Below are 20,579 nucleotides of genomic sequence, written 5' to 3' on the forward strand. Positions count from 1 at the left end.
TACTATTCGGCATGATGTTTGCGGACATCATGCCATTTTTTTTCGACAGGTACAGGCAACCTGCTCCTCAACCAGTTCCATCCCAAACTGTTCAACGAACGAGACCTTCATCCTCTCCTCAACTTCCCGGAAATTCACCTCCCTGCCCAGCTCTCTCCTCATGGAGGTCACCCCCCTGTCGGTGAACCCACAGGGGTTGATGTAGTTGAAGTAGTCGAGGTCGGTATTGACGTTGAGCGCCAGCCCATGCATGGTGACAAATCTGCTGGTACGCACCCCGATGGCACATATCTTCCGGGCTTTCGCGGGATGGGCAGCATCAATCCATACGCCCATCGCCTTCTCATCCTTTTCACCTTCGATTCCAAAGGAGCGGAGGGTTGCAATTACCACATCCTCCAGTTTGTGGACATAAGCCTTGACACCGATGCGGAACTCCTCCATGTCGATAATGGGGTAGGCCACCAGCTGTCCCGGACCGTGATAGGTGATGTCGCCCCCCCGGTCGATGGGATAGAAGTCGATATTCCTGCTCCTGCAGAGATGTTCTGCAATTAGCAGATTCTGCCGTTTACCGCTCTTACCCAGGGTATATACCGGCTCATGCTCGCAGAAAAGGAGATATTGTGGTTTGGAGGGGGAGCGATGAACCTTGGCTTCCAATACCGACTGGAACAGCCGTTCCTGCAGATCCCAGGCCTCCTTGTACCGGATACGGCCAAGATCCTGAAAAGTGACTTTTCTACTATCCATCTCTACTCGATTACACATGTCTTTCGGCACGGTAGGAAGAGCGGACCAGCGGACCACTCTCTACAATTTCAAAACCTTTCTCAAGCCCGATCCGCTTATACTCCCTGAACTGATCGAGCGACACAAACTCACTCACGGGAAGATGGTTGCGTGTGGGCTGCAGGTACTGACCAATCGTCAATACCCTGCATCCGACCGACCTGAGATCGTCCATGGTCTGAATTACCTCATCGGGCGTTTCGCCCAAACCGACCATGATGCCCGATTTGGGTTTGCATTTGTTGCTTTTTGCAACCACCTCTATGGTCTTCAGGCTGATATCGTATTTAGCACGGCTCCGCACCAACGGCGTAAGCCTGCGCACCGTCTCCATGTTATGCGAGATGATCTCGGGCCCCGCCTCAATCACCTGGTGAATCAACTCCGCTTTCCCAAGGAAATCGGGAATCAGGGTTTCCAGGGTAATTCCGGGATTTTTTTTCTTGATATATCTGATGGTCTCCGCCCAGAATCCCGCACCATAATCCCTCAAGTCGTCCCTGTCGACACTGGTTATCACGCAATGTTTCAGGTTCATTCTGGATATCGTCTCGGCCAGCCGGTCCAGTTCATCCCAGTCGACCGGCAGCGGTTTCCCGGTTTTTGTAGCACAGAACCCGCATGATCGGGTACAGATTTCGCCCAGGATCATAAAGGTGGCCGTACCGTTCCCCCAGCATTCCGCCAGGTTCGGACACTTGCCACTCACGCAGATGGTGTGCAATCTGTTTCTTGCAATAACTTCCTTTATATCGAGGTATTGCTTCCCTTGTGGAAGCTCAACCTTAAGCCAGTCGGGTTTTCGTTGTATCATTACGTCTCGATTTTTGTTGCTGTGATTGATAAAATGTCACCTACAAAAATAGTACAATAATCTCCAGATACAATAGCCAAGGCCGAGAGTTTGCAGCCGCACATCGTTTTTTACTAATCAGGACTTGATTTTTTCTCCCCGTTGATGTATGTTTGCCTCCGGAGTTCCATTCTACCGGACTCCTGTAGTCTGTTTTAAATATTTCACACTATGAGAATCATTGTCAATCGTTTACCCAACAAGTTTTATTCCAACTACAAACAGGTGATCATCCGATTTCTCGATCTGGGAGAGGAGCGGACCCGTGCCTTGATAACGAAGGTGCTGGAGATGGAGGAGAGCGAGGCGGACAAAACGTTGACCTATACGTTGAGGGAGTTCTCCAAGCGACACCGTAACCTGACACACAAGTTCCTCAAACATTACCGCAAAGCACTGGAGCTGGTCGCCCCCACCTTCACCGAACCGGAGCAGGTGAGCATGGTGAAGAAGCTGCTGATCGGATCCTATTTCTCCATGGAGTACTCCATCAGTTCAGCTGCATTCTTCAATCCCTCCATTGTTGAATCGCCCGATCAGACAGGACTCAGCGAAGGCTCAAAACGGGTTATCGTCAGTTTTCGGGCTACCGGTGAAGGACATATATCGAGCATTGTATTCCATACGGGGGTGATCAATCACCTGGGGGAGCTGGAGTTTGAGACGGCAGGCTATCATGTCGACAGTGCCGAGGTTACCAAAAGATATATCTATGAAAAGGAGAGTTTCCAGAAGAAGCTTCGCGAGATGGGGGTCGATGAGCTGGTCGTAAAGCCGGTAATGGATTCACTGGCCGACAGGTTCATCTACGGTGAACTGCTGAAATCGGTCAACGGATACCTGGCCGAGAACAACTCCCTCGAAGAGGAGGTAAAGCGCTCCATCAAACAGATGATATGGTTGGCCGACTCCCACTATACGATCCATTTCTCGCGCGACACACATATTTCTGAACGGGTGATCTTCCCTACTTCCTATACCGAACGGAAGGGAATTGAAGATGCCCGATTTGTAAGGTTCACCGATGATAACGGCGAGGTTACCTACTACGCCACCTACAGTGCGTATGATGGCTATGTCGCCCTGCAGAAACTTATTGTGACAAAGGATTTTTACACATTCGAGATCAAGCCGCTCCATGGCGACGGAACGCAAAATAAGAACCTGGCACTCTTTCCCAGGAAAGTCGGCGGCAAGTATGCCATGTTGTCGAGAGTTGACGGAATCAACAGTTACATTGCATTCTCAGACAACATCAACGTATGGCCGGCACCGGTCAGGATCCAGGCGCCGAAATACCCCTGGGAGTTCATCCAGATCGGTAACTGTGGTTCCCCGATCGAGACTCCCGAAGGGTGGCTGGTGATTACGCACGGTGTCGGACCTATGCGACAGTATGCCCTGGGGGCGACGCTGCTCGACCTGAACGACCCCACCAGGGAGATCGGAAGACTCAGGGATCCGCTGTTGGTGCCCAACGATGAAGAGCGGGAAGGCTATGTCCCCAACGTGGTCTATTCCTGCGGATCCATCGTCCACAACGGCCAGCTTATCGTCCCCTACGGACTGTCAGATACCGGTTCCGGATTCATGTCGGTCAGCCTTCGGAAGCTGCTCGAGAAGATCCTGAACGGCTGATACCGGCCCGCCCGCTACGACTCATACTCCAATGCCTTCAAGACGGTGAGGTAGGAAATGAGGTAGGCCAGCGTACTCTCGGCTCCCTGGTTACGGTTCACGCCATCCTGCTTGAGGCCGTCGCAGCATCCACCCGTTTCGTAGTCGTAGAGGGGGACCCGCAGATCGTTTTCACCCAGGAACCAGAGGAACGACTGGAACATCTTCCGAAGGTACTCCTGCTCCTTCGTAACGTTATATGCCTGAAAATAGAGCTGGACGTTGCCCATCACCTCGATCGCCTGCTGATCGAACATCGCCCGGGTTCCATCTTTCGGGTACCAGCCGTAACTTCCGATGGGAGAGAGATACCCCTTGCCGAGGGTCACCTCCTCCAGAAATGCGGTCGTTTTGAAAGCCACATCCTGAAAGAGCGGATCGTCGGAAACCTCAGCCGCATGAAACAGGCTTAACGGCAATACCGCATTATCGTAGGTAAGGGCGGACTCGAACCACTCCCACTGGTCGGCACGGTTCCTGAAATAGGCATCGGTCAGCCTCGATGCCAGCTCCTTCATGACCTGAAGCAGCGCTTCATCCCCGGGGTAGCACCGCAGGTAATAACTGATCCCGATAACCGTATTGGCCACCCCGCGCAGATGCTCCAGCCTCTGGAAGTGTTGTCTGGAGTTGTCAAACAGCTCTTTGCCAAACTCCCTGTAAGCCATGTTCGGGGAAGCATACAGGAGATATCCGAGCGCCCAGATGGTCCTGCCGAAGGAGTCTTCACTTCCCTCCCTGTCGAGGAAATCCCGCCTGAAACTGAGAAAATTGCGAAAGGTTCCCTCTTCGGTCTGCATGTACTGGATGTAGCTGAGATAGATCCGCATGCAATCGAGGGCAAACGGATCCCGGTTTTGACTGTAGGCCATCAGCGACATCAGCAGGGCCCGGGCATTGTCGTCGAGACAATACCCCTCTTTCAGGTTGGGTATGCCGTACCGGGCATGCTGCACGATACCGGTATCGTCTGTCAGCCGCTTGATATGGTCGAATGAAAAATCGGGCAGCAGCTCCATTTTGACAATCGGTCGCTGGATCCTTTTCTGGATAGGGGGAGCTTCCACTATCCTTCCCAAAAGAGCGAGATACTGCTTCCCGATCATCGACCAGCGCATCTGTTTCCCGTAACTGTAGGCCTTTTCCCTCAATGCCTTCATCCTTTCAGGGTAATCGAGCAGCTCATTCAGGATGTCGGCCAGCTGTTCAGAATTCTTGAAGTCGAACAGTCGGCCCCGACCCTCGGCCAGCAGCTCCTCGGCGTGCCAGTACGGAGTGGAAATTACGGCCGCCCCGGCTCCCACGGCATAGGCCAATGTACCGCTGGTGATCTGCTCCTTGTTGTTGTAAGGGGTAATATAGATATCGCATGCCCGCAGGTATTCAAAAAGGATATCTTCCGTAACGAACGATTTGAGAAAAACAACATTCTCCTGCAATTTACGGTCTCTCACCAGCTTGTTCAGGTACTTCCGGTACTCTTCGCCCGAATACTTGAGGATATTGGGATGTGTGGCGCCCAGCACGATGTAGAGAAGCGACGGATGCCTCTCCACCACTGCAGGCAACGCATTGATCACCGTCTCGATCCCTTTGTTCCGTCCCAGGAAGCCAAATGTCAGCAACACCTGCCGGTCGCCCAGGTTATACTCCTTCTTGATCGCTTCGTGCGAAACACCCAGATAATCCGGCACGCCATGCTCAATCACTTCGATCTTCCCGGCAGCTATCCCGTAAACCGTGGTAAGCAACTCCACCGCCTTATGACTCATCACCACAATCTTGGCTGCAGCCGCATTTATCTTCCGGATGATATTCTTTTGCAGAAAGGAGGGCTCCTTCAGAACGGTATGGAACACGACAACGAGCGGCACCTTCAAGCGGTCGGTAAGTGAGAGGATGTACAATCCCGACTCACCACCGAAAATGCCGAATTCGTGGTTGAGGATGCAAGCCTGGAAATTGCTCAGGTTGATCTGCTCAGCAGCATTGATATAATCTTCACGGTAATTCTGCCGGATAATATACTTGACCTCCGGCGGATAGTCATACTCCTGCAGTGAGCTGGAGTCGTTGATAGCTATCACGCTGGCCTGGTTCTTTCTCTCCTGCCCCAAATTGAGGGCTATCGATTTACACAGATTTTCTGTGAATGTCGCAATCCCGCACTGTCGCGGAGGGTATGTTCCAATATATGCAATCTTCATCTCTCTTAGAATTATTAGAAGTTAATGTAACAAACAGATAACCTGAAATTGATCATCCCCGCTCCTCATTCACGGAGAAGCGAACAGATATCACCGGCAGGGAACCCCTGCACGGATGCAAAAAACGAGCGAAAAAATGGGTTGATTGTGATCCGGTGCTTACAAAGATAGCATTTTTTTGCCCTGAAGTCAAGAGTGGGGATGGAAATTCCGCTAACTATTTTTAATCCATCACCATTAGGGTGGTGAGAACAGAATTGATTATCTTTGTGGCTAATTTGACTGAACGAAAGAAAACGTCCCGCTTTGAAATTTGAACTGCAACATACCGATCCCCGCTCGAACGCCAGGGCGGGAGTAATTACTACCGATCACGGCCATATCGAGACGCCCGTCTTCATGCCGGTAGGCACCATCGGGAGCGTGAAGGCGGTACAGATGACCGAATTGAAGGAGGATATCAAGGCCCAGATCATCCTGGGGAACACCTATCATCTTTACCTGCGGCCGGGACTGAAGGTGCTGGAGGGTGCCGGCGGACTGCACCGGTTTAACAGCTGGAACCGACCCATACTGACCGACAGTGGCGGGTTCCAGGTTTTTTCACTCGCCGGAAACCGGAAATTGACCGAGGAGGGGGCCGAGTTCCGTTCACATATCGACGGTTCGAAACATTTCTTCACGCCGGAAAAGGTGATGGATATCCAGCGCACCATCGGGGCTGACATCATCATGGCCTTCGACGAGTGTACACCTGGTGATGCCGACTACGCCTATGCCAAAAAATCGCTCGACCTTACGGAGCGGTGGCTGAAGCGGTGTATCGACCGGTTCAAGGAGACCGAATGCCCCTACGGCTACAGGCAGACCCTCTTCCCGATTGTCCAGGGATGCGTCTTTCCCGACCTGCGTCGCCGTGCGGCTGAAAACGTAGCCTCGCTGGAGGCTGATGGCAATGCCATCGGTGGACTGGCGGTTGGTGAGCCGACGGAGAAGATGTACGAGATGGTTGAGCTGGTGAACGAGATACTGCCCAAGGATAAGCCACGCTACCTGATGGGGGTAGGCACTCCGGCCAATCTCCTGGAAGCGGTGGAACGGGGCGTGGACATGTTCGACTGCATCATGCCTACCCGCAACGGCCGGAATGGGCAGATCTTTACCAAGAACGGCATCCTGAACATGCGGAACGAGCGGTGGAAAGAGGATTTCTCGCCCATCGAAGAGGAGGGTGCCTCATTCGTGGATACCCTTTACAGTAAAGCTTACCTGCGGCATCTGATCAACACGAACGAGATACTGGGGCTGCAGATAGCATCGGTGCATAATCTTGCATTTTACACCTGGCTGATGCGGGAGGCCCGGAAACATATCATCGAGGGGGACTTCTCCTCATGGAAACGGATCATGGTGGAAAGAACCATGCAGCGTCTGTAGGATCGCGACAGAATAGACAAGAGTATGAAGAATAGACTCAACCTGCTACGGATAGACAAGTATATCATCGGGAAGTTCCTGGGGACCTACATCTTCATGATCACGCTCATCATATCGATCTCGGTGGTGTTCGACATCAACGAGAAGATCGACAAGTTCATGAGCAACAGTGCTCCGCTGAAAGAGATCATCTTTGACTATTACCTCAATTTCATACCCTACTACGCCAATCTTTTCAGCCCGCTCTTCATCTTTCTGGCGGTAATCTTCTTCACCTCGAAGATGGCCTCCAATTCGGAGATCATAGCCCTGCTCTCCAACGGGGTAAGCTTTAAACGTCTTCTCAAGCCCTACATGATATCGGCTGCGGTGATCGCCATCTTTTCGTTTGTGATGGGCAGCTATATTATCCCACCGGCCAACGAGACCCGTATCTCATTCGAACAGAAGTATGTTGACCCGCGCAAAAAGAAAACGGGCGACCGCGATATCCAGTTCAAGGTAGCTGAAGGGACGATAGTCTATTTCGGCAATTTCGACATGGAGTCGAAAAAAGGCTACAACTTCTCGATCGACCGGTTCGACAGCCTGAAGCTGGTATCCCGCCTTACTGCGCAATCCATCCAGTACGACTCACTCTATCACTGGACCATCAACAACTACCAGATAAGGGATTTTGAGGGAATGGAGGAGAAGATTACCCGCGGAACCTCACTCGACACCATCATCCAGATTGTGCCCAACGATTTCATCGTGGCCAAGACCGACCAGCAGATGATGACCACTCCGCAACTTCTCCGTCACGTCAGGAGCCAGAAGGAGAGGGGACTGGGCAACATCCAGGCTTTCCAGATCGAGTACCATTCACGTTATGCCTCCATCTTTTCAGCATTTATCCTGACCATCATCGGGGCCTCACTCTCGGCACGGAAGGTGAAGGGGGGCATGGGGCTGAACATCGGTATCGGGTTGGCGCTGAGCATGGCATATATCCTCTTCATGACCATCAGTTCGTCATTTGCCGTGAAGGGCAACATGAGTCCTTTTGTTGCGGCATGGATACCCAACGTCGTTTTTATCGGCATCGCATTCTATCTCTACAAGAAAGCACCCAACTGAAATTGTTGATCAGCAAGACAAAATATTGCGATATGAAAAAGTCTCTTATTTTCACTCTAATGCTGACATTTTCACTATTCGTGAATGGTCAGACTCAATATCCGGTCATTGTCATCGAGACCAATTTCGGGACGATGAAGGCGATTTTGTATGACGACACCCCCAACCACAGCGCCCATTTCCTGAAACTGGTGAAGCAGGGCTATTTCAACGGCACGCTGTTTCATCGGGTCGTCAAGGAGTTCATGATTCAGGGCGGCGCACAGGACTCGAGGAATGCACCGGCAGGTGCACAGATCGGTGGCGGACGGACCGATATGGATATCCTGCCCGAGTTCAGGCCGCACCACTTCCACAAAAAAGGGGCAATCGCCGCCCCACGCAGGGGGGATGACGAGAATCCGCAGAAGAGATCGGACGCCTCCCAGTTCTATGTCGTACACGGGAAGATCTACTCTCCAGGCCGGCTCGACTCCATGGAGATGGCAGTGAATGTACCGATCAAGAACAGGATCATTCGCGACCATTACCTGCCGCACAAAGATGAATTGGCAAGATTGAAGAGCGTTGATGCCAGCGCCTTTAATGCCCTGCTAGATTCGGTTCTCCATGTGGTGGATTCGTTGTACGAAGCTGCGCCCGGCAAACTGACACTCCCTGCGGAGATGAAGGAGGCCTACTCCACCATCGGCGGGGCACACCACCTCGACGGCGAGTATACCGTGTTTGGTGAGGTGATTGAAGGATTGGACGTCATCGACAAGATTGCCGCCTTGCCGGTAGATGCCAACAGCCGCCCCAGGTCGGATGCGAAGATTGTGAAAATATACGTGGAGTGAGATGAACCGTTCAACTGATCGCTACAAAGAGTTGATCATCCTGAACAGTTGCCGAAGAGGAGGCGACAAGTTCCTCCTGATTATCGAGACATTGAAGTAGCTACTCGATATTTTTTCTGACTTCACTCAAGAAATCTTTCATCTTTTCGCTATCCCTCTTTTCAACAATGGCCAGCAACTCCTTCAGCTTCTCCCTGATCTTCACCAATTGACCGGGAGTATAGGGGTTGAAGAGGATCTCGGTCAGCAGGAAATCGTCTTCCGAGAGCAGTCCCTGCGCAATGTTCATATGCTTCTTGAAGGTGGTGCCCGGCGCATCCTGATGCTTCATGACCGATGCGAATACCAGTGTGGAGGCAAACGGAATGGAGAGCGAATAGGCGATGGTCTCGTCGTGCTCCCGGAAAGAGTACTCGAAGACGTTTAACTTGAGTCGGCGGTAGAGATCGCGGAAGAAGACCTTTCCCAGGTGAGACGACTCCGATATGATGATGGCACTCTGCGTACTGAGATCGCTCAGGCTGGCAAAGGTGGGACCGAACATCGGGTGGGTAGAGACGTAGGGACGGGTACGCTCCCGGTAGAACTCCTCCAATCCGGTCTTCACCGATGCGATATCGCTCAGGATACAGGTCTGAGGCAGATAGGGCAGTACATTGTTAAACGCCTCGATGGTATACCTCAGTGTAGCGGCATTGATCACCAGTTCGGGGGCAAAATCGGCCACCTCCTCCGGCTTCGTCATCCGTAACGTGTTGTAGATAAATCTCAGTTTTCGGGGATCGGTATCGAGTACCGCCAGTTCGTGATCGAAACTGAGCACATCGGCAAAGAAGGATCCCATCTTGCCGGCTCCCAGGATAAGTATTCTCATTTTTTCGCTTTTTCCATTACTTCAAATTGCTGGCGGACCGATTCGGTGTGGATCGCCTCCAGTATCTTCAAGACAAATTCGCCCCCCATCTCCATTCTTTCAGCTTGCTCAACCCTGTCTTTCCGGATGTGGTCATAGCGTCCGGTCTGCAGCACCGGCATATCGTGCTCAAGCTTGTAGAGTCCTATCTCGCGGGAGACACGCATCCGCTTCGACAGGAGCTGCAGGATCTCATTGTCCAGCTCATCAATCTGTCCGCGCAATACGGAGAGATCTTCAGTCGACTGTACCTTGTCGCGGATAACCAGCTCGTTCAAGATATCGGCCAAGGTACCAGGGGTAATCTGCTGTGCACTGTCGCTCCATGCCTCATCTGGATTGCAGTGCGACTCAATGATCAATCCATAGTAGTTCAGGTCCATCGCCTGCTGCGAAATCTTCTTGATCATGGAGCGTTTTCCGCCGATATGGCTCGGGTCGCAGATGATGGGAAGATCGGGGAAACGTCGTTTCAGCTCGATGGGAATATGCCAGTGGGGCATGTTTCGGTAGACACTCTTGTCGTTGGTACTGAAACCGCGATGGATGACGCCGATCTTCGTGAGTCCGGCGTTGTATAGCCGCTCGATGGCGCCGATCCACAACTCCAGATCGGGATTGACCGGATTCTTTATCAAGACGGGGATATCCACACCCTTTAACGTATCGGCAATTTCCTGAACAGCAAAGGGATTTGCCGTAGTTCGGGCACCAATCCACAACATATCCATGTTGTACTTCAGCGATTCATACACATGTTTCTCGGTAGCCACTTCGGTAGAAACATACATGCCGGTCTCCCTCCTGACCTGCTGGAGCCATTTCAACGCCGGTGTGCCGGCACCCTCAAAACCGCCAGGTTTCGTTCTTGGTTTCCATACTCCTGCCCGGTAGATCTTCACCCCTTTTCCGGCAAGCTCTACAGCCGTTTTCAAAACCTGCTCCTCCGTCTCTGCACTGCAGGGACCGGCAATGATGACCGGACGCTTATCTTCTACACCGGGTAACAAAATTGATTCAAATTCCATATGATAAAGGGTTTGATAACTGTTTAACAATGATACATCTTTTTTATCCGTTCGTATGCCTGCTCCATCTTTTCGGCCGAACTACCCAGCGAGATGCGGACGTAGCCCTCGCCATTGCTTCCAAAAATCACACCGGGCGTGATAAAGACATGGGCGCCATAAAGGATCTCATCAATGAACGCTTTACTTGAGGAGACCGATTCCGGCAATTTTCCCCAGACAAAGAGCCCAACCTGATGCCTGTCGTACCTGCACCCCATCAGCTCCATGATCTTTTCAGCCCACAACCGACGTTCTGCATAGATGCGGTTCATCCCGTCGTGCCACTCGCGGCTGTTTTGCAGGGCGGCCACGGTGGCCAGCTGCATCGGTTTGAACTGACCGCTGTCGATATTGCTCTTCGCTTTCAGCACCCACTGCACGAATTGAGGGTTGGAAGCGAGCAGTCCCATACGCCAGCCCGACATGTTGTGCGACTTGCTCAACGAGTTCAGCTCGATGCAGATATCTCTGGCCCCCTCAACCGACAGGATGCTCAGTGGCCGGTCGTTCAGGATAAAGCTGTAGGGATTGTCGTGACAGATAACGATGCCATGCTTTTTGCCAAATTCCACCAATTGCCTGAACAACTCTTCCGACCCGTTCTTCCCGGTAGGCATGTTGGGATAGTTCACCCACATCAGTTTTACCCTACTCAGATCGAGCCGCTCCAGTGCGTCGAAATCGGGCAGCCAATCGTTCTCCTCGAGCAGATCGTATTCAATAACATGGGCACGAAGCAGTTCGGATACCGACCGGTAGGTAGGATATCCGGGGTTGGGAACCAGTACGGCGTCGCCATAATTGAGAAAGGTCATCGAGATATGCAGGATACCCTCCTTCGATCCGATCAGCGGCAACACCTCGTCGGACGAGAGTTTCACGCCGTAGTGCTCTCCATACCACCCGGCATAGGCCTTTCTCAGCTCCGGGATTCCGGTATAGGGCTGATAAGCGTGCACGTCGGGACGGCGGGCCGCCTCACACAGCGTATCGATTGTCTCCGGCGACGGCATCCGGTCCGGGGCTCCTACGCCCAGGCTGATCACATCCTTCCCCTCGGCATTCATCCTGGCCACTTCGGCCAGTTTGACCGAAAAGTAGTATTCTGAAATATTTTTTATGTGAGCCGCTGGCTCGATAATAGCTCTCTTATCCATTTGATCCGGTTTGTTATTCGACTGATTAATCGGCAATAATATGCTTGTCCTCGACATACTCACCCAGTATCTTCAGGTTGCCCACCAGCGGCAGGATGGCCTTGATGGACTGTTGGTACCGTTCATAACTGGCGAAGGTGAGGTCGATATAGAACTGATACTCCCACTCCCGACCGATAATCGGCAGCGACTGGATACGTGTGAGGTTTATGTCATAGAATGAAAGGACCGACAAGACCCTGGAGAGACTCCCCTCACTATGCGGCAGGACGAAAACAAGCGACGCCTTGTCGATCATGTCGGACTTGCGTATCTCCGGCACCATCTCTTCGTGAGCCAAGACCAGAAAGCGGGTGAAGTTCCGTTTGTTGGTCTCGATCCCGGCCCGAAGCACCTCCAGGCCGTAGACTTCAGCAGCCAGCTTGCTGCAGATGGCCGCCACCCCGGAGAGTTTTCCCTCCATGATATCCTTTGCCGCCAGAGCGGTATCTTCATGTTCTACAATTTTCACGTCGGGCAGACTTTCGATAAAGTCGGCACACTGCATCAATGCCATCGGATGGGAGATGATCTCCCGGATATCCTGCACTGTCTGTCCCGGCAAAGCCGACAAGGTGTGGGAAATCCGCAGCTTGTGCTCGCCCACAATCTTCATGTCGTTGAGCTTAAGCAGGTCGTGGTTGAGCAACAATCCACCGGCAATCGTATTCTCGATTGCCATGATGCCGATAAGCTCCCTCTCCTCCCTGGCTCTTAAAAATATCTCCTTGAAGGTAAGGCAAGGCACAATCTCTATCTCCTCGCCAAAATAAGTGCGGGCTGCAATGTCGTGATAAGCGCCCAATCCGCCCTGTATGGCAACTCTCTTCATCTCTCTTTTTGAGCTTAATGTCAGCTGAAAAATCGAGTAGGATGCAAAGATAGGTAATTACTCCTAACTCTGCTATCCTCTCACACCACCCAACGTACGTCTCTCGTATTAGGCGGTTTCTTCAATGTTTAACCGTAATTGGCCGTTAAACTGTAAAGTCCCGTTTTCTTGAACCATTCAAGGTTCATTCCCTCGTGTGCAGCGTGGGTCATTGACAGTCTAAACCATCCCTTAGAACTTCCCGCCGTTGTCCAGCTCCGGTTCCAAGGAACGCCCAACTTGGTCAAGAACCTGGCTATGCCCAACGCCCGTTTGCATTGTTTTAAACGATAGCATCTTAATCTACGACGAAGCCAAGCTTCAAGGTTGCGAAGACGACTTTTCATCTTTGCGTGCTTGAAGTAGTTTAGCCAGCCTCGTAGAACGGGATTTAGCTCGCTTATTAACTGATCGAAGCTAATGCCCCTGTTGCGTTTGGTAAGCGATTTTAGTTTCGCCTTGAAGCGTTGTTCGCTCTTTCGGCTTAATCCTAAACTCCCGCCTTTTAAGATAGTATGACCGAGATAATTGAGTTGATGAGGACGGACGATATGGCTCTTTTCCTTGTTTATTCTTAATCGCATCCGATTTTCGATAAACTTGGAGAGGCTTTGCATCGATCGCTCCGCGGCTGGTTCGCTTCCGACCATTATGATAATATCATCGGCGTAGCGTACAAAGCAGTGTCCTCTCCGCTCTAACTCCTTGTCCAGTTCGTCTAAGACGATATTCGACAACAGGGGTGATAGTGGGCTGCCTTGCGGTGTCCCTTTCACCCGTTGATTGGCCATCCCCCCGATTAGCATTCCTGCTCGAAGAAATTTACCTATCAACTTAAGTACGCGCTTGTCACCAACGCGAGTACTTAACTGCCAAAGCAATCGGTCGTGATTCACCTCGTCAAAGAATTTTGCCAAGTCTATGTCGATAACCCAATCCTTTCCTTCGGCCACGTATTCGCCCGCTTTACGTAATGCTTGATGAGCGTTACGCCGTGGACGAAAACCGTAGCTGTATTCGGAGAATATAGGGTCATAACGTTTCGACAGTACTTGGCTTATCGCTTGTTGTACCAAGCGATCTTTGACCGTGGGAATACCCAGTTGGCGTTTCCCGCCATCAGGCTTCGGGATTAATACCTCTTTAACTGCCGTAACTTGGTATGTGCCTGTCATTAACTGGCGTTGAAGTTCTCGGTGGTGGCTGTTAAGCCAATCTCTAAGTTCGTCAACGGTCATCCCGTCAATGCCCGCACTTCCCCTGTTACTGATTACTTGCCGCAATGCGGCATCAAGATTCTTTAAGTCCGTTATATCACTCATTAAATCTTGGGTTAAGGCTCGTTCCTCTTTGCAACCTGACAACCACTCGTCCCGTACCAAACCGCTTCCTGAACTGAATACGTCAGTCCCCTTCACCTTTTGGCCACGCTCCCATTCGTCAAAAAGACTCATCTGTAAGTTCCCGTGTTTACCTGGGTTCATAATGGTCGTTACAATTTACAAAATAACTGCTCCTTAATTGAAAATTCAGCCCTTCCCTGTATTGACGTTACTCAATATTTATAGCGGTACTATGGCCTCTGCTGACTTCTCTGCCCCTTTCGGGTTAGAGACCTCCTACGTTAAGTGCATTATCTTCCTGTTAATACTACTGCATTTACTACCCCGGGTTACGGACGGCTTTAGGGCGTCTGTGTTTATTGCCACATTACCCCCCGGGTAAGCCTTAGTATGCAGTTTCTGTTCGTTAGTACCAACTTTTGTTTTAGGCTTCTTTCAGGTTATACCTCGCGGTAACACCCTTGCCATCAACTAACGGTTCTCGCCAAAATAAGCCCGCTCGGGACTTTAACCCTATAGATAATGAACATGCATAGCAAACAAAAATCCCGTCGGTGTTATCGACAGGATTTTCTATTCAAACAAGTTATTTTTATATCGCTTCATTTTGCACACAAAATCCTGTCTACTTCTTACTAAAGTAAAAGTAAAAATAGAAGGAGTATGCAAAATTGTTCTGTTTCATTTTATTCGTTTTTTCCGAATATCGGTTGCAAAAATACAACAAAAATTAGACAATCCAACAAACAGATGATTTTTTTTCGCACTTTTCCTGCAAGGAGCAATCTCCGGAATGCAAGATTTCCCGGTTTATCTTCTCTACCGGAAAGCGGATTCATTTATTTGTGTATATTTGCAGATTAAAAATCCTAAACAATTAAAAACTCAATTTATGTTCAAGAATCATCCTAAAGGACTTATCGGCGCAGCCCTTTCGAACATGGGCGAGCGTTTTGGTTTTTATATCATGATGGCGATCTTATCGTTATTCCTTTTATCTAAGTTCGGACTTGACAAGACAGAGGCTACTCTCATCTATTCTGTTTTTTATGCACTGATCTACCTGCTTGCACTGGCTGGCGGTTTAATTGCCGACAAAACGAAAAAATACAAGGGGACCATACTTTGGGGTCTCATCCTGATGACGGTAGGCTATCTGCTGATCGCCATCCCTACTCCTACACCCGTCCCCAACTTCACGCTCTACTTAACCATAACCTGCTTCGGACTGTTTGTCATAGCTTTTGGCAACGGACTCTTCAAAGGTAACCTGCAGGCAGTAGTAGGACAGATGTATGATGATCCCAAATATTCAGATAAACGGGATACCGGATTTCAGATTTTTTACATGTTCATCAATATCGGCGCCCTGTTTGCTCCTCTGATCGCCGTAGGAATCCGCAACTGGTGGGTTCAATTCAACGGATTTGAGTACAATTCCGATCTTCCAGCCCTCAGCCACCAGTTTCTCCGGGGAACCATAACACCGGAAGCGACACAACGTTTCACCGAGCTGGCTGCAACGGTGAGCAAAACTGCGCCGGCCGATCTGACCGCATTTGCCAACGAATACCTGAACGTCTTCAACACCGGCTTCCACTATGCTTTCGGCGTGGCCATCTTCGCCATGCTTATCTCACTCACAATCTTTATCACCAACAAGAGCAAGTTTCCCGATCCGGCGTTGAAGGCCGCCAAGGAAAAAGCCGCCAACACCGGGCAGCCGACTGCAGTACAGATGGATCCCAAAGAGGTGCGTCAACGTCTCTACGCCCTCTTCTCGGTATTTGCAGTAGTGATCTTCTTCTGGTTCTCATTTCACCAGAACGGGGTAACCCTCACCTTCTTCGCCAACGAATATACCGATTTGAGTGCTATCAGCATCGACCTGGGCTTCACCACCATCAAGGGAGCCGAGATCTTCCAGTTCTTCAATCCCTTCTTCGTGGTCTTCCTCACTCCGGTGGTGATTGGGCTGTTCGGCTGGTTGAGGGCAAGAGGAAAAGAGCCATCCACCCCGAAAAAGATTGCAATCGGAATGGGTATCGCAGCTACGGCCTTCCTGCTTATGTCGATCGGTTCACAGGGATTGCCCGACGCCGATACCGCAAGGGCAATGGGAGGATTGACAGATGCTCAGCGGGTGACCCCCTTCCTGCTTATCGGCACCTATTTCATCCTGACCGTCGCCGAACTCTTCATCAGCCCGCTCGGGTTGTCGTTTGTATCAAAAGTGGCTCCTCCCCAGTATCAGGGAATCATGCAGGGGGCATGGCTCGGAGCTACCGCACTGGGTAACCAGCTACTGATCTTCGGAACCATCTTCTACGAAAGCCTGCCGTTGTGGGCCACATGGCTGGTATTCGTCACCGCCTGTCTCATATCGATGTTTACCATGCTGTTCATGCTAAAATGGCTCGAACGGGTGGCAAAATAAAAAACGAAAAAATTCTTGCCGCTTCTTCCCGAAGCGGCACTTTTTTTGGCTAAATTTGTGATTCACAAAATCTGGTTTTTTTATCAATCGTCTCCATATGCAACCATTTGTACATTTACACGTACACTCCCAATACTCCCTGCTCGACGGTCAGGCCAGCATCAACCGGATCGTCGACAAGGCCATGAACGACGGGATGGCCGGTATTGCGCTGACCGATCACGGGGCAATGTACGGCATCAAGGAGTTCGTGAACTACGTCAAAAGTGCCAAATCTAAAATTCAGAACGAGATAAAGCGTCTGACCAAAGAGCTGGAGAGCGATCCCGGCAACAGGAAGCTGCAGGAGGAACTTGCCGCCAAGAGGGCCAGACTCGACTTCAAACCGATCATCGGCTGCGAATGTTATTGCGCACGGCGTAGCCGGTTTCTGCAGAGCGAAAAGATCGACAGCAGCGGCTGGCACCTCGTTGTGCTGGCCAAGAACCTGACCGGCTACAAAAACCTTATCAAGATGGTTTCCAAGAGCTGGACCGAAGGTTTCTACTATCGTCCACGTATCGACAAGGAGCTGTTGGAGCAGTACCACGAGGGACTGATCATCTCTACCGCTTGCCTGGGGGGTGAGATCCCGCGAAAGATCGATGACGGAAACCTGGAGGGAGCAGAAGAGGCGATACAGTGGTTCAAGCGTGTTTTCGGCGACGATTTCTACCTTGAGATCCAACGCCACAAAACCGACCGTCCGGATGCCGACCGCACCACCTATCCGAAACAAGAGCGGGTAAACGAAGAGATCCTTAAACTGGGAAAAAAATATGGGGTGAAGGTGATCGCCACCAACGACGCTCACTTCGTGAATGAGGAGGATGCCGATGCACACGACCGGCTCATCTGCCTAAGCATGGGCAAGGACCTGGATGATCCCGACCGGATGCGCTACACCAAACAGGAGTGGATCAAGACCACTGCCGAGATGAACCGGATCTTCGCCGACCTGCCGGAGACCCTGGCCAACACGATGGAGATCGTGGAGAAGGTGGAGCTCTATTCGATCGACAGTCCGCCCCTGATGCCTTTCTACCCGATCGACAAGTCGTTCGGCACCGAAGAGGAGTACAAGGCCAGATATTCGGAAGCGGCACTGATTGAAAAGTTCGGCGAGGCCAACTTCAACCGGCTGGGCGGCTACGACAAGGTGATCCGTATCCAGCTCGAATCGGATTACCTCTGGCACCTCACCCAGATCGGTGCCCGCAAGAAATATGGGGAGGAGCTGAACGAGGAGGTGATGTCGCGACTGCAGTTCGAGATCGACACCATCACCAATATGGGTTTCCCTGGCTACTTTCTCATTGTACAGGACTTTATCAACGCGGCACGCCAGATGGGCGTGGCGGTGGGGCCGGGTCGTGGATCGGCAGCAGGATCGGCCGTGGCATACTGCCTGGGAATTACCGATATCGACCCGTTGAAGTACGATCTGCTGTTTGAGCGTTTCCTTAACCCCGACCGCATCTCGATGCCCGATATCGATATCGACTTCGACGACGAGGGACGCGACAAGGTGCTCCAGTGGGTATCCGACAAATATGGCTACGAAAAGGTGGCACGAATCATCACCTACGGTACGATGGCAACCAAATCGTCGATTCGCGACGTGGCCCGCGTCCATAAACTGCCTCTGGCAGAAGCGGACCGGCTGGCCAAGCTGGTTCCCGACCGGATTCCCAACGTCAAGAAGATCAACCTCAAGGTGGCAATCGAACATATTCCAGAACTGAAGGAGGCGGCCAACAGCCCCGATCCGCTGGTACGCGACACACTCAGGTATGCCGAGATGCTCGAGGGGAATGTTAGAAGCACCGGCGTACATGCCTGCGGCGTCATTATCGGTCAGACCGACATCTCCGACATCGTCCCGATCAGTACGGCAGACGACAAGGAGTCGAAAGAGAAACTGCTGGTGACACAGTACGAAGGATCGGTCATCGAGGAGACCGGACTGATCAAGATGGACTTCCTTGGACTCAAGACGCTGACCATCATCAAGGATGCGCTCACCAACATCGAGAAGACGCGGGGCATCAAGATCGACATCAACACCATCCCCCTGGATGATCCGAAGACCTACGAACTCTACAGCAACGGACAGACCACCGGAACGTTCCAGTTTGAATCGACCGGGATGCAGAAGTACCTGAAGGAGCTGCGTCCTACCAAGTTCGAGGACCTGATTGCGATGAACGCGCTCTACCGGCCCGGACCGATGGATTATATCCCCTCCTTCATCGCCCGCAAGCAGGGTAAGGAGAAGATCACCTACGACATCCCCATCATGGAGAAGTATCTCGACGAGACCTACGGAATCACGGTCTATCAGGAGCAGGTGATGCTTCTGTCGCGACTGCTGGCCAACTTTACCCGGGGTCAGTCGGACGAGTTGCGCAAGGCGATGGGGAAAAAGCTGGCGGACAAGATGGCCGCCCTGAAGGAGAAATTCATAGCCGGCGGCAAATCGAACGGCTACAACGAGAAGGACCTGCAGAAGATCTGGGCCGACTGGGAGAAGTTCGCCCAGTATGCCTTCAACAAGTCGCACTCCACCTGCTACTCCTGGGTGGCCTACCAGACCGGCTGGCTGAAGGCCAACTACCCCTCGGAATACATGGCCTCGGTGCTCTCCAACAACCTGAACAACATCACCGAAATCACCAAGTTCATGGACGAATGCAAGGCGATGGGAATCAATGTCCTTACGCCCGATATCAACGAATCGGAACTGAAATTCTCGGTAAACAGGGAGGGCCATATCCGCTTCGGCCTGGCAGCCATCAAGAGTGTTGGACAGGGCGCCGTGGAAACTATTCTTGAAGAGAGGACGAAAAACGGTCCGTTCAGGGATGTCTTCGATTTCGTGGAACGGGTAAACCTCTCATCGTGCAACAAGAAGACGATCGAGGCGCTGGCACTGGCTGGAGCTTTCGACTCGCTTCCCGGCGTGAAGCGGGAGCACTTCATGGCGGCAAACGGCAAGGGAGAGGAGTTCCTGGAGACACTTATCCGTTACGGCAACAAATTCCAGCAGGACAAATATCAATCGATGAACTCCCTCTTCGGCGACGACTCCTCGTTTATGATCAGCCGTCCTGAATTGCCTAAGGTGGAGAAGGTTTCCGATCTCGTGCGGTTGAACAAGGAGCGGGAACTGATCGGTATCTACCTCTCGGCACACCCGCTGGACGATTACGAATTTATCCTGAATTACGTATGTACCACCAGTTGTGCGGCACTGCAGGAGTTGAACCCGCTCAACGGGAAGGAGGTCACCTTCGGCGGCCTGGTCACCAGTGTGAGGGAGGGGCAGACGAAGCGTGGAAGCCCCTACACGATCATGGTCATTGAGGATTATACCGGCAGTTGCGAACTGGCCTTTTTCGGGGAAGAGAGTGTAAACTTCGGAAAGTTTGCCCGTCTTGGTCTCTCTATCTATCTAACTGCCAGAATTCAACCCAAGCGGTTCAAGCAGGAGGAGCTCGAAGTGAAGGTGACCAGCATCAATCTCTTATCCGAAGTAAAGGAGAAGCTGGTCTCGAAGATAACGCTCCAGTTGCCGATCAGTGAACTGGACGACAGGATGGTTTCGGAATTATCGGCCCTGATGAAAAACAATTCGGGCCATTCGTTGTTATACTTCCACATCATCGGCGAATCGCCAGGCATGAATGTGCAACTTTTTTCGCGACCGTCCAGGATCAGGGTGGACAAGCACCTGATCGACAACTTAAAGAACAATTTGAAAATCGAATTCAAAATTAACTAACT

The 20,579-nt window shown here is 51.5% G+C and carries 14 protein-coding genes; 6 read left to right on the forward strand and 8 right to left on the reverse strand.

The annotated features are described in order from the left end of the window. Window positions 1-27: 27 nt before the first annotated feature. Window positions 28-753: a lipoyl(octanoyl) transferase LipB gene (lipB, locus tag ING2E5A_RS00100; RefSeq protein ID WP_071138093.1), complete on the reverse strand. Its 726-nt coding sequence runs from the start codon at window positions 751-753 to the stop codon at window positions 28-30. A 10-nt stretch (window positions 754-763) separates the two neighbouring features. Then, window positions 764-1,636: a lipoyl synthase gene (lipA, locus tag ING2E5A_RS00105; RefSeq protein WP_276744622.1), complete on the reverse strand. Its 873-nt coding sequence runs from the start codon at window positions 1,634-1,636 to the stop codon at window positions 764-766. A gap of 180 nt (window positions 1,637-1,816) precedes the next feature. Here lipA and ING2E5A_RS00110 point away from each other — a divergent pair, with 180 nt between their 5' ends. After that, window positions 1,817-3,283: a glycoside hydrolase family 130 protein gene (locus ING2E5A_RS00110; protein ID WP_071135659.1), complete on the forward strand. Its 1,467-nt coding sequence runs from the start codon at window positions 1,817-1,819 to the stop codon at window positions 3,281-3,283. Between the two features lie 14 nt (window positions 3,284-3,297). Here the strand turns inward: ING2E5A_RS00110 and ING2E5A_RS00115 are convergent, their stop codons facing one another. Beyond that, entirely contained in the window at window positions 3,298-5,529 is a 2,232-nt protein-coding gene (locus ING2E5A_RS00115; protein ID WP_071135660.1) for a glycosyltransferase family 4 protein, read from the reverse strand. A 306-nt stretch (window positions 5,530-5,835) separates the two neighbouring features. Between ING2E5A_RS00115 and tgt the strand changes: the two genes are divergently transcribed. From tgt to ING2E5A_RS00130, 3 genes are read left to right on the forward strand one after another with little or no spacing between them, the layout of a single operon-like run. Continuing rightward, window positions 5,836-6,966: a tRNA guanosine(34) transglycosylase Tgt gene (gene tgt / locus ING2E5A_RS00120; RefSeq protein ID WP_071135661.1), complete on the forward strand. Its 1,131-nt coding sequence runs from the start codon at window positions 5,836-5,838 to the stop codon at window positions 6,964-6,966. Between the two features lie 24 nt (window positions 6,967-6,990). Beyond that, entirely contained in the window at window positions 6,991-8,085 is a 1,095-nt protein-coding gene (locus ING2E5A_RS00125) for an LptF/LptG family permease (RefSeq protein ID WP_071135662.1), read from the forward strand. 32 nt (window positions 8,086-8,117) lie between these two features. Beyond that, window positions 8,118-8,924, forward strand: a complete 807-nt coding sequence (locus tag ING2E5A_RS00130; protein WP_071135663.1) for a peptidylprolyl isomerase — start codon at window positions 8,118-8,120, stop codon at window positions 8,922-8,924. A 100-nt stretch (window positions 8,925-9,024) separates the two neighbouring features. Here the strand turns inward: ING2E5A_RS00130 and ING2E5A_RS00135 are convergent, their stop codons facing one another. From ING2E5A_RS00135 to ltrA, 5 genes are all read right to left on the reverse strand, one after another. Further along, window positions 9,025-9,798: a prephenate dehydrogenase/arogenate dehydrogenase family protein gene (locus tag ING2E5A_RS00135; RefSeq protein WP_071135664.1), complete on the reverse strand. Its 774-nt coding sequence runs from the start codon at window positions 9,796-9,798 to the stop codon at window positions 9,025-9,027. After that, the gene (locus tag ING2E5A_RS00140) at window positions 9,795-10,865 is read right to left on the reverse strand and encodes a bifunctional 3-deoxy-7-phosphoheptulonate synthase/chorismate mutase type II (RefSeq protein WP_071135665.1); all 1,071 of its coding nucleotides are present in this window, start codon (window positions 10,863-10,865) and stop codon (window positions 9,795-9,797) included. Before ING2E5A_RS00140 ends, ING2E5A_RS00135 begins: the two co-directional genes overlap by 4 nt. Before the next feature lie 23 nt (window positions 10,866-10,888). After that, window positions 10,889-12,064, reverse strand: a complete 1,176-nt coding sequence (locus tag ING2E5A_RS00145) for a pyridoxal phosphate-dependent aminotransferase (RefSeq protein ID WP_071135666.1) — start codon at window positions 12,062-12,064, stop codon at window positions 10,889-10,891. Window positions 12,065-12,089: 25 nt separating this feature from the next. Then, complete coding sequence (locus ING2E5A_RS00150) at window positions 12,090-12,935, reverse strand: prephenate dehydratase (RefSeq protein WP_071135667.1); 846 nt, start codon at window positions 12,933-12,935, stop codon at window positions 12,090-12,092. 128 nt (window positions 12,936-13,063) lie between these two features. Continuing rightward, window positions 13,064-14,458 carry a group II intron reverse transcriptase/maturase gene (ltrA, locus tag ING2E5A_RS00155; protein ID WP_154669989.1) on the reverse strand — a complete coding sequence of 465 codons (1,395 nt, stop codon included), beginning with the start codon at window positions 14,456-14,458 and terminating at the stop codon, window positions 13,064-13,066. 751 nt (window positions 14,459-15,209) lie between these two features. On the opposite strand from ltrA, the gene ING2E5A_RS00160 reads away from it, so the two are divergent. Beyond that, window positions 15,210-16,754, forward strand: coding sequence for a peptide MFS transporter (locus ING2E5A_RS00160; protein ID WP_071138095.1), 1,545 nt, complete (start codon window positions 15,210-15,212; stop codon window positions 16,752-16,754). 97 nt (window positions 16,755-16,851) lie between these two features. Continuing rightward, entirely contained in the window at window positions 16,852-20,577 is a 3,726-nt protein-coding gene (gene dnaE, locus ING2E5A_RS00165) for a DNA polymerase III subunit alpha (RefSeq protein ID WP_071135668.1), read from the forward strand. Window positions 20,578-20,579: the final 2 nt, after the last annotated feature.

It is taken from the genome of Petrimonas mucosa, assembly GCF_900095795.1.
Lineage (GTDB): Bacteria > Bacteroidota > Bacteroidia > Bacteroidales > Dysgonomonadaceae > Petrimonas > Petrimonas mucosa.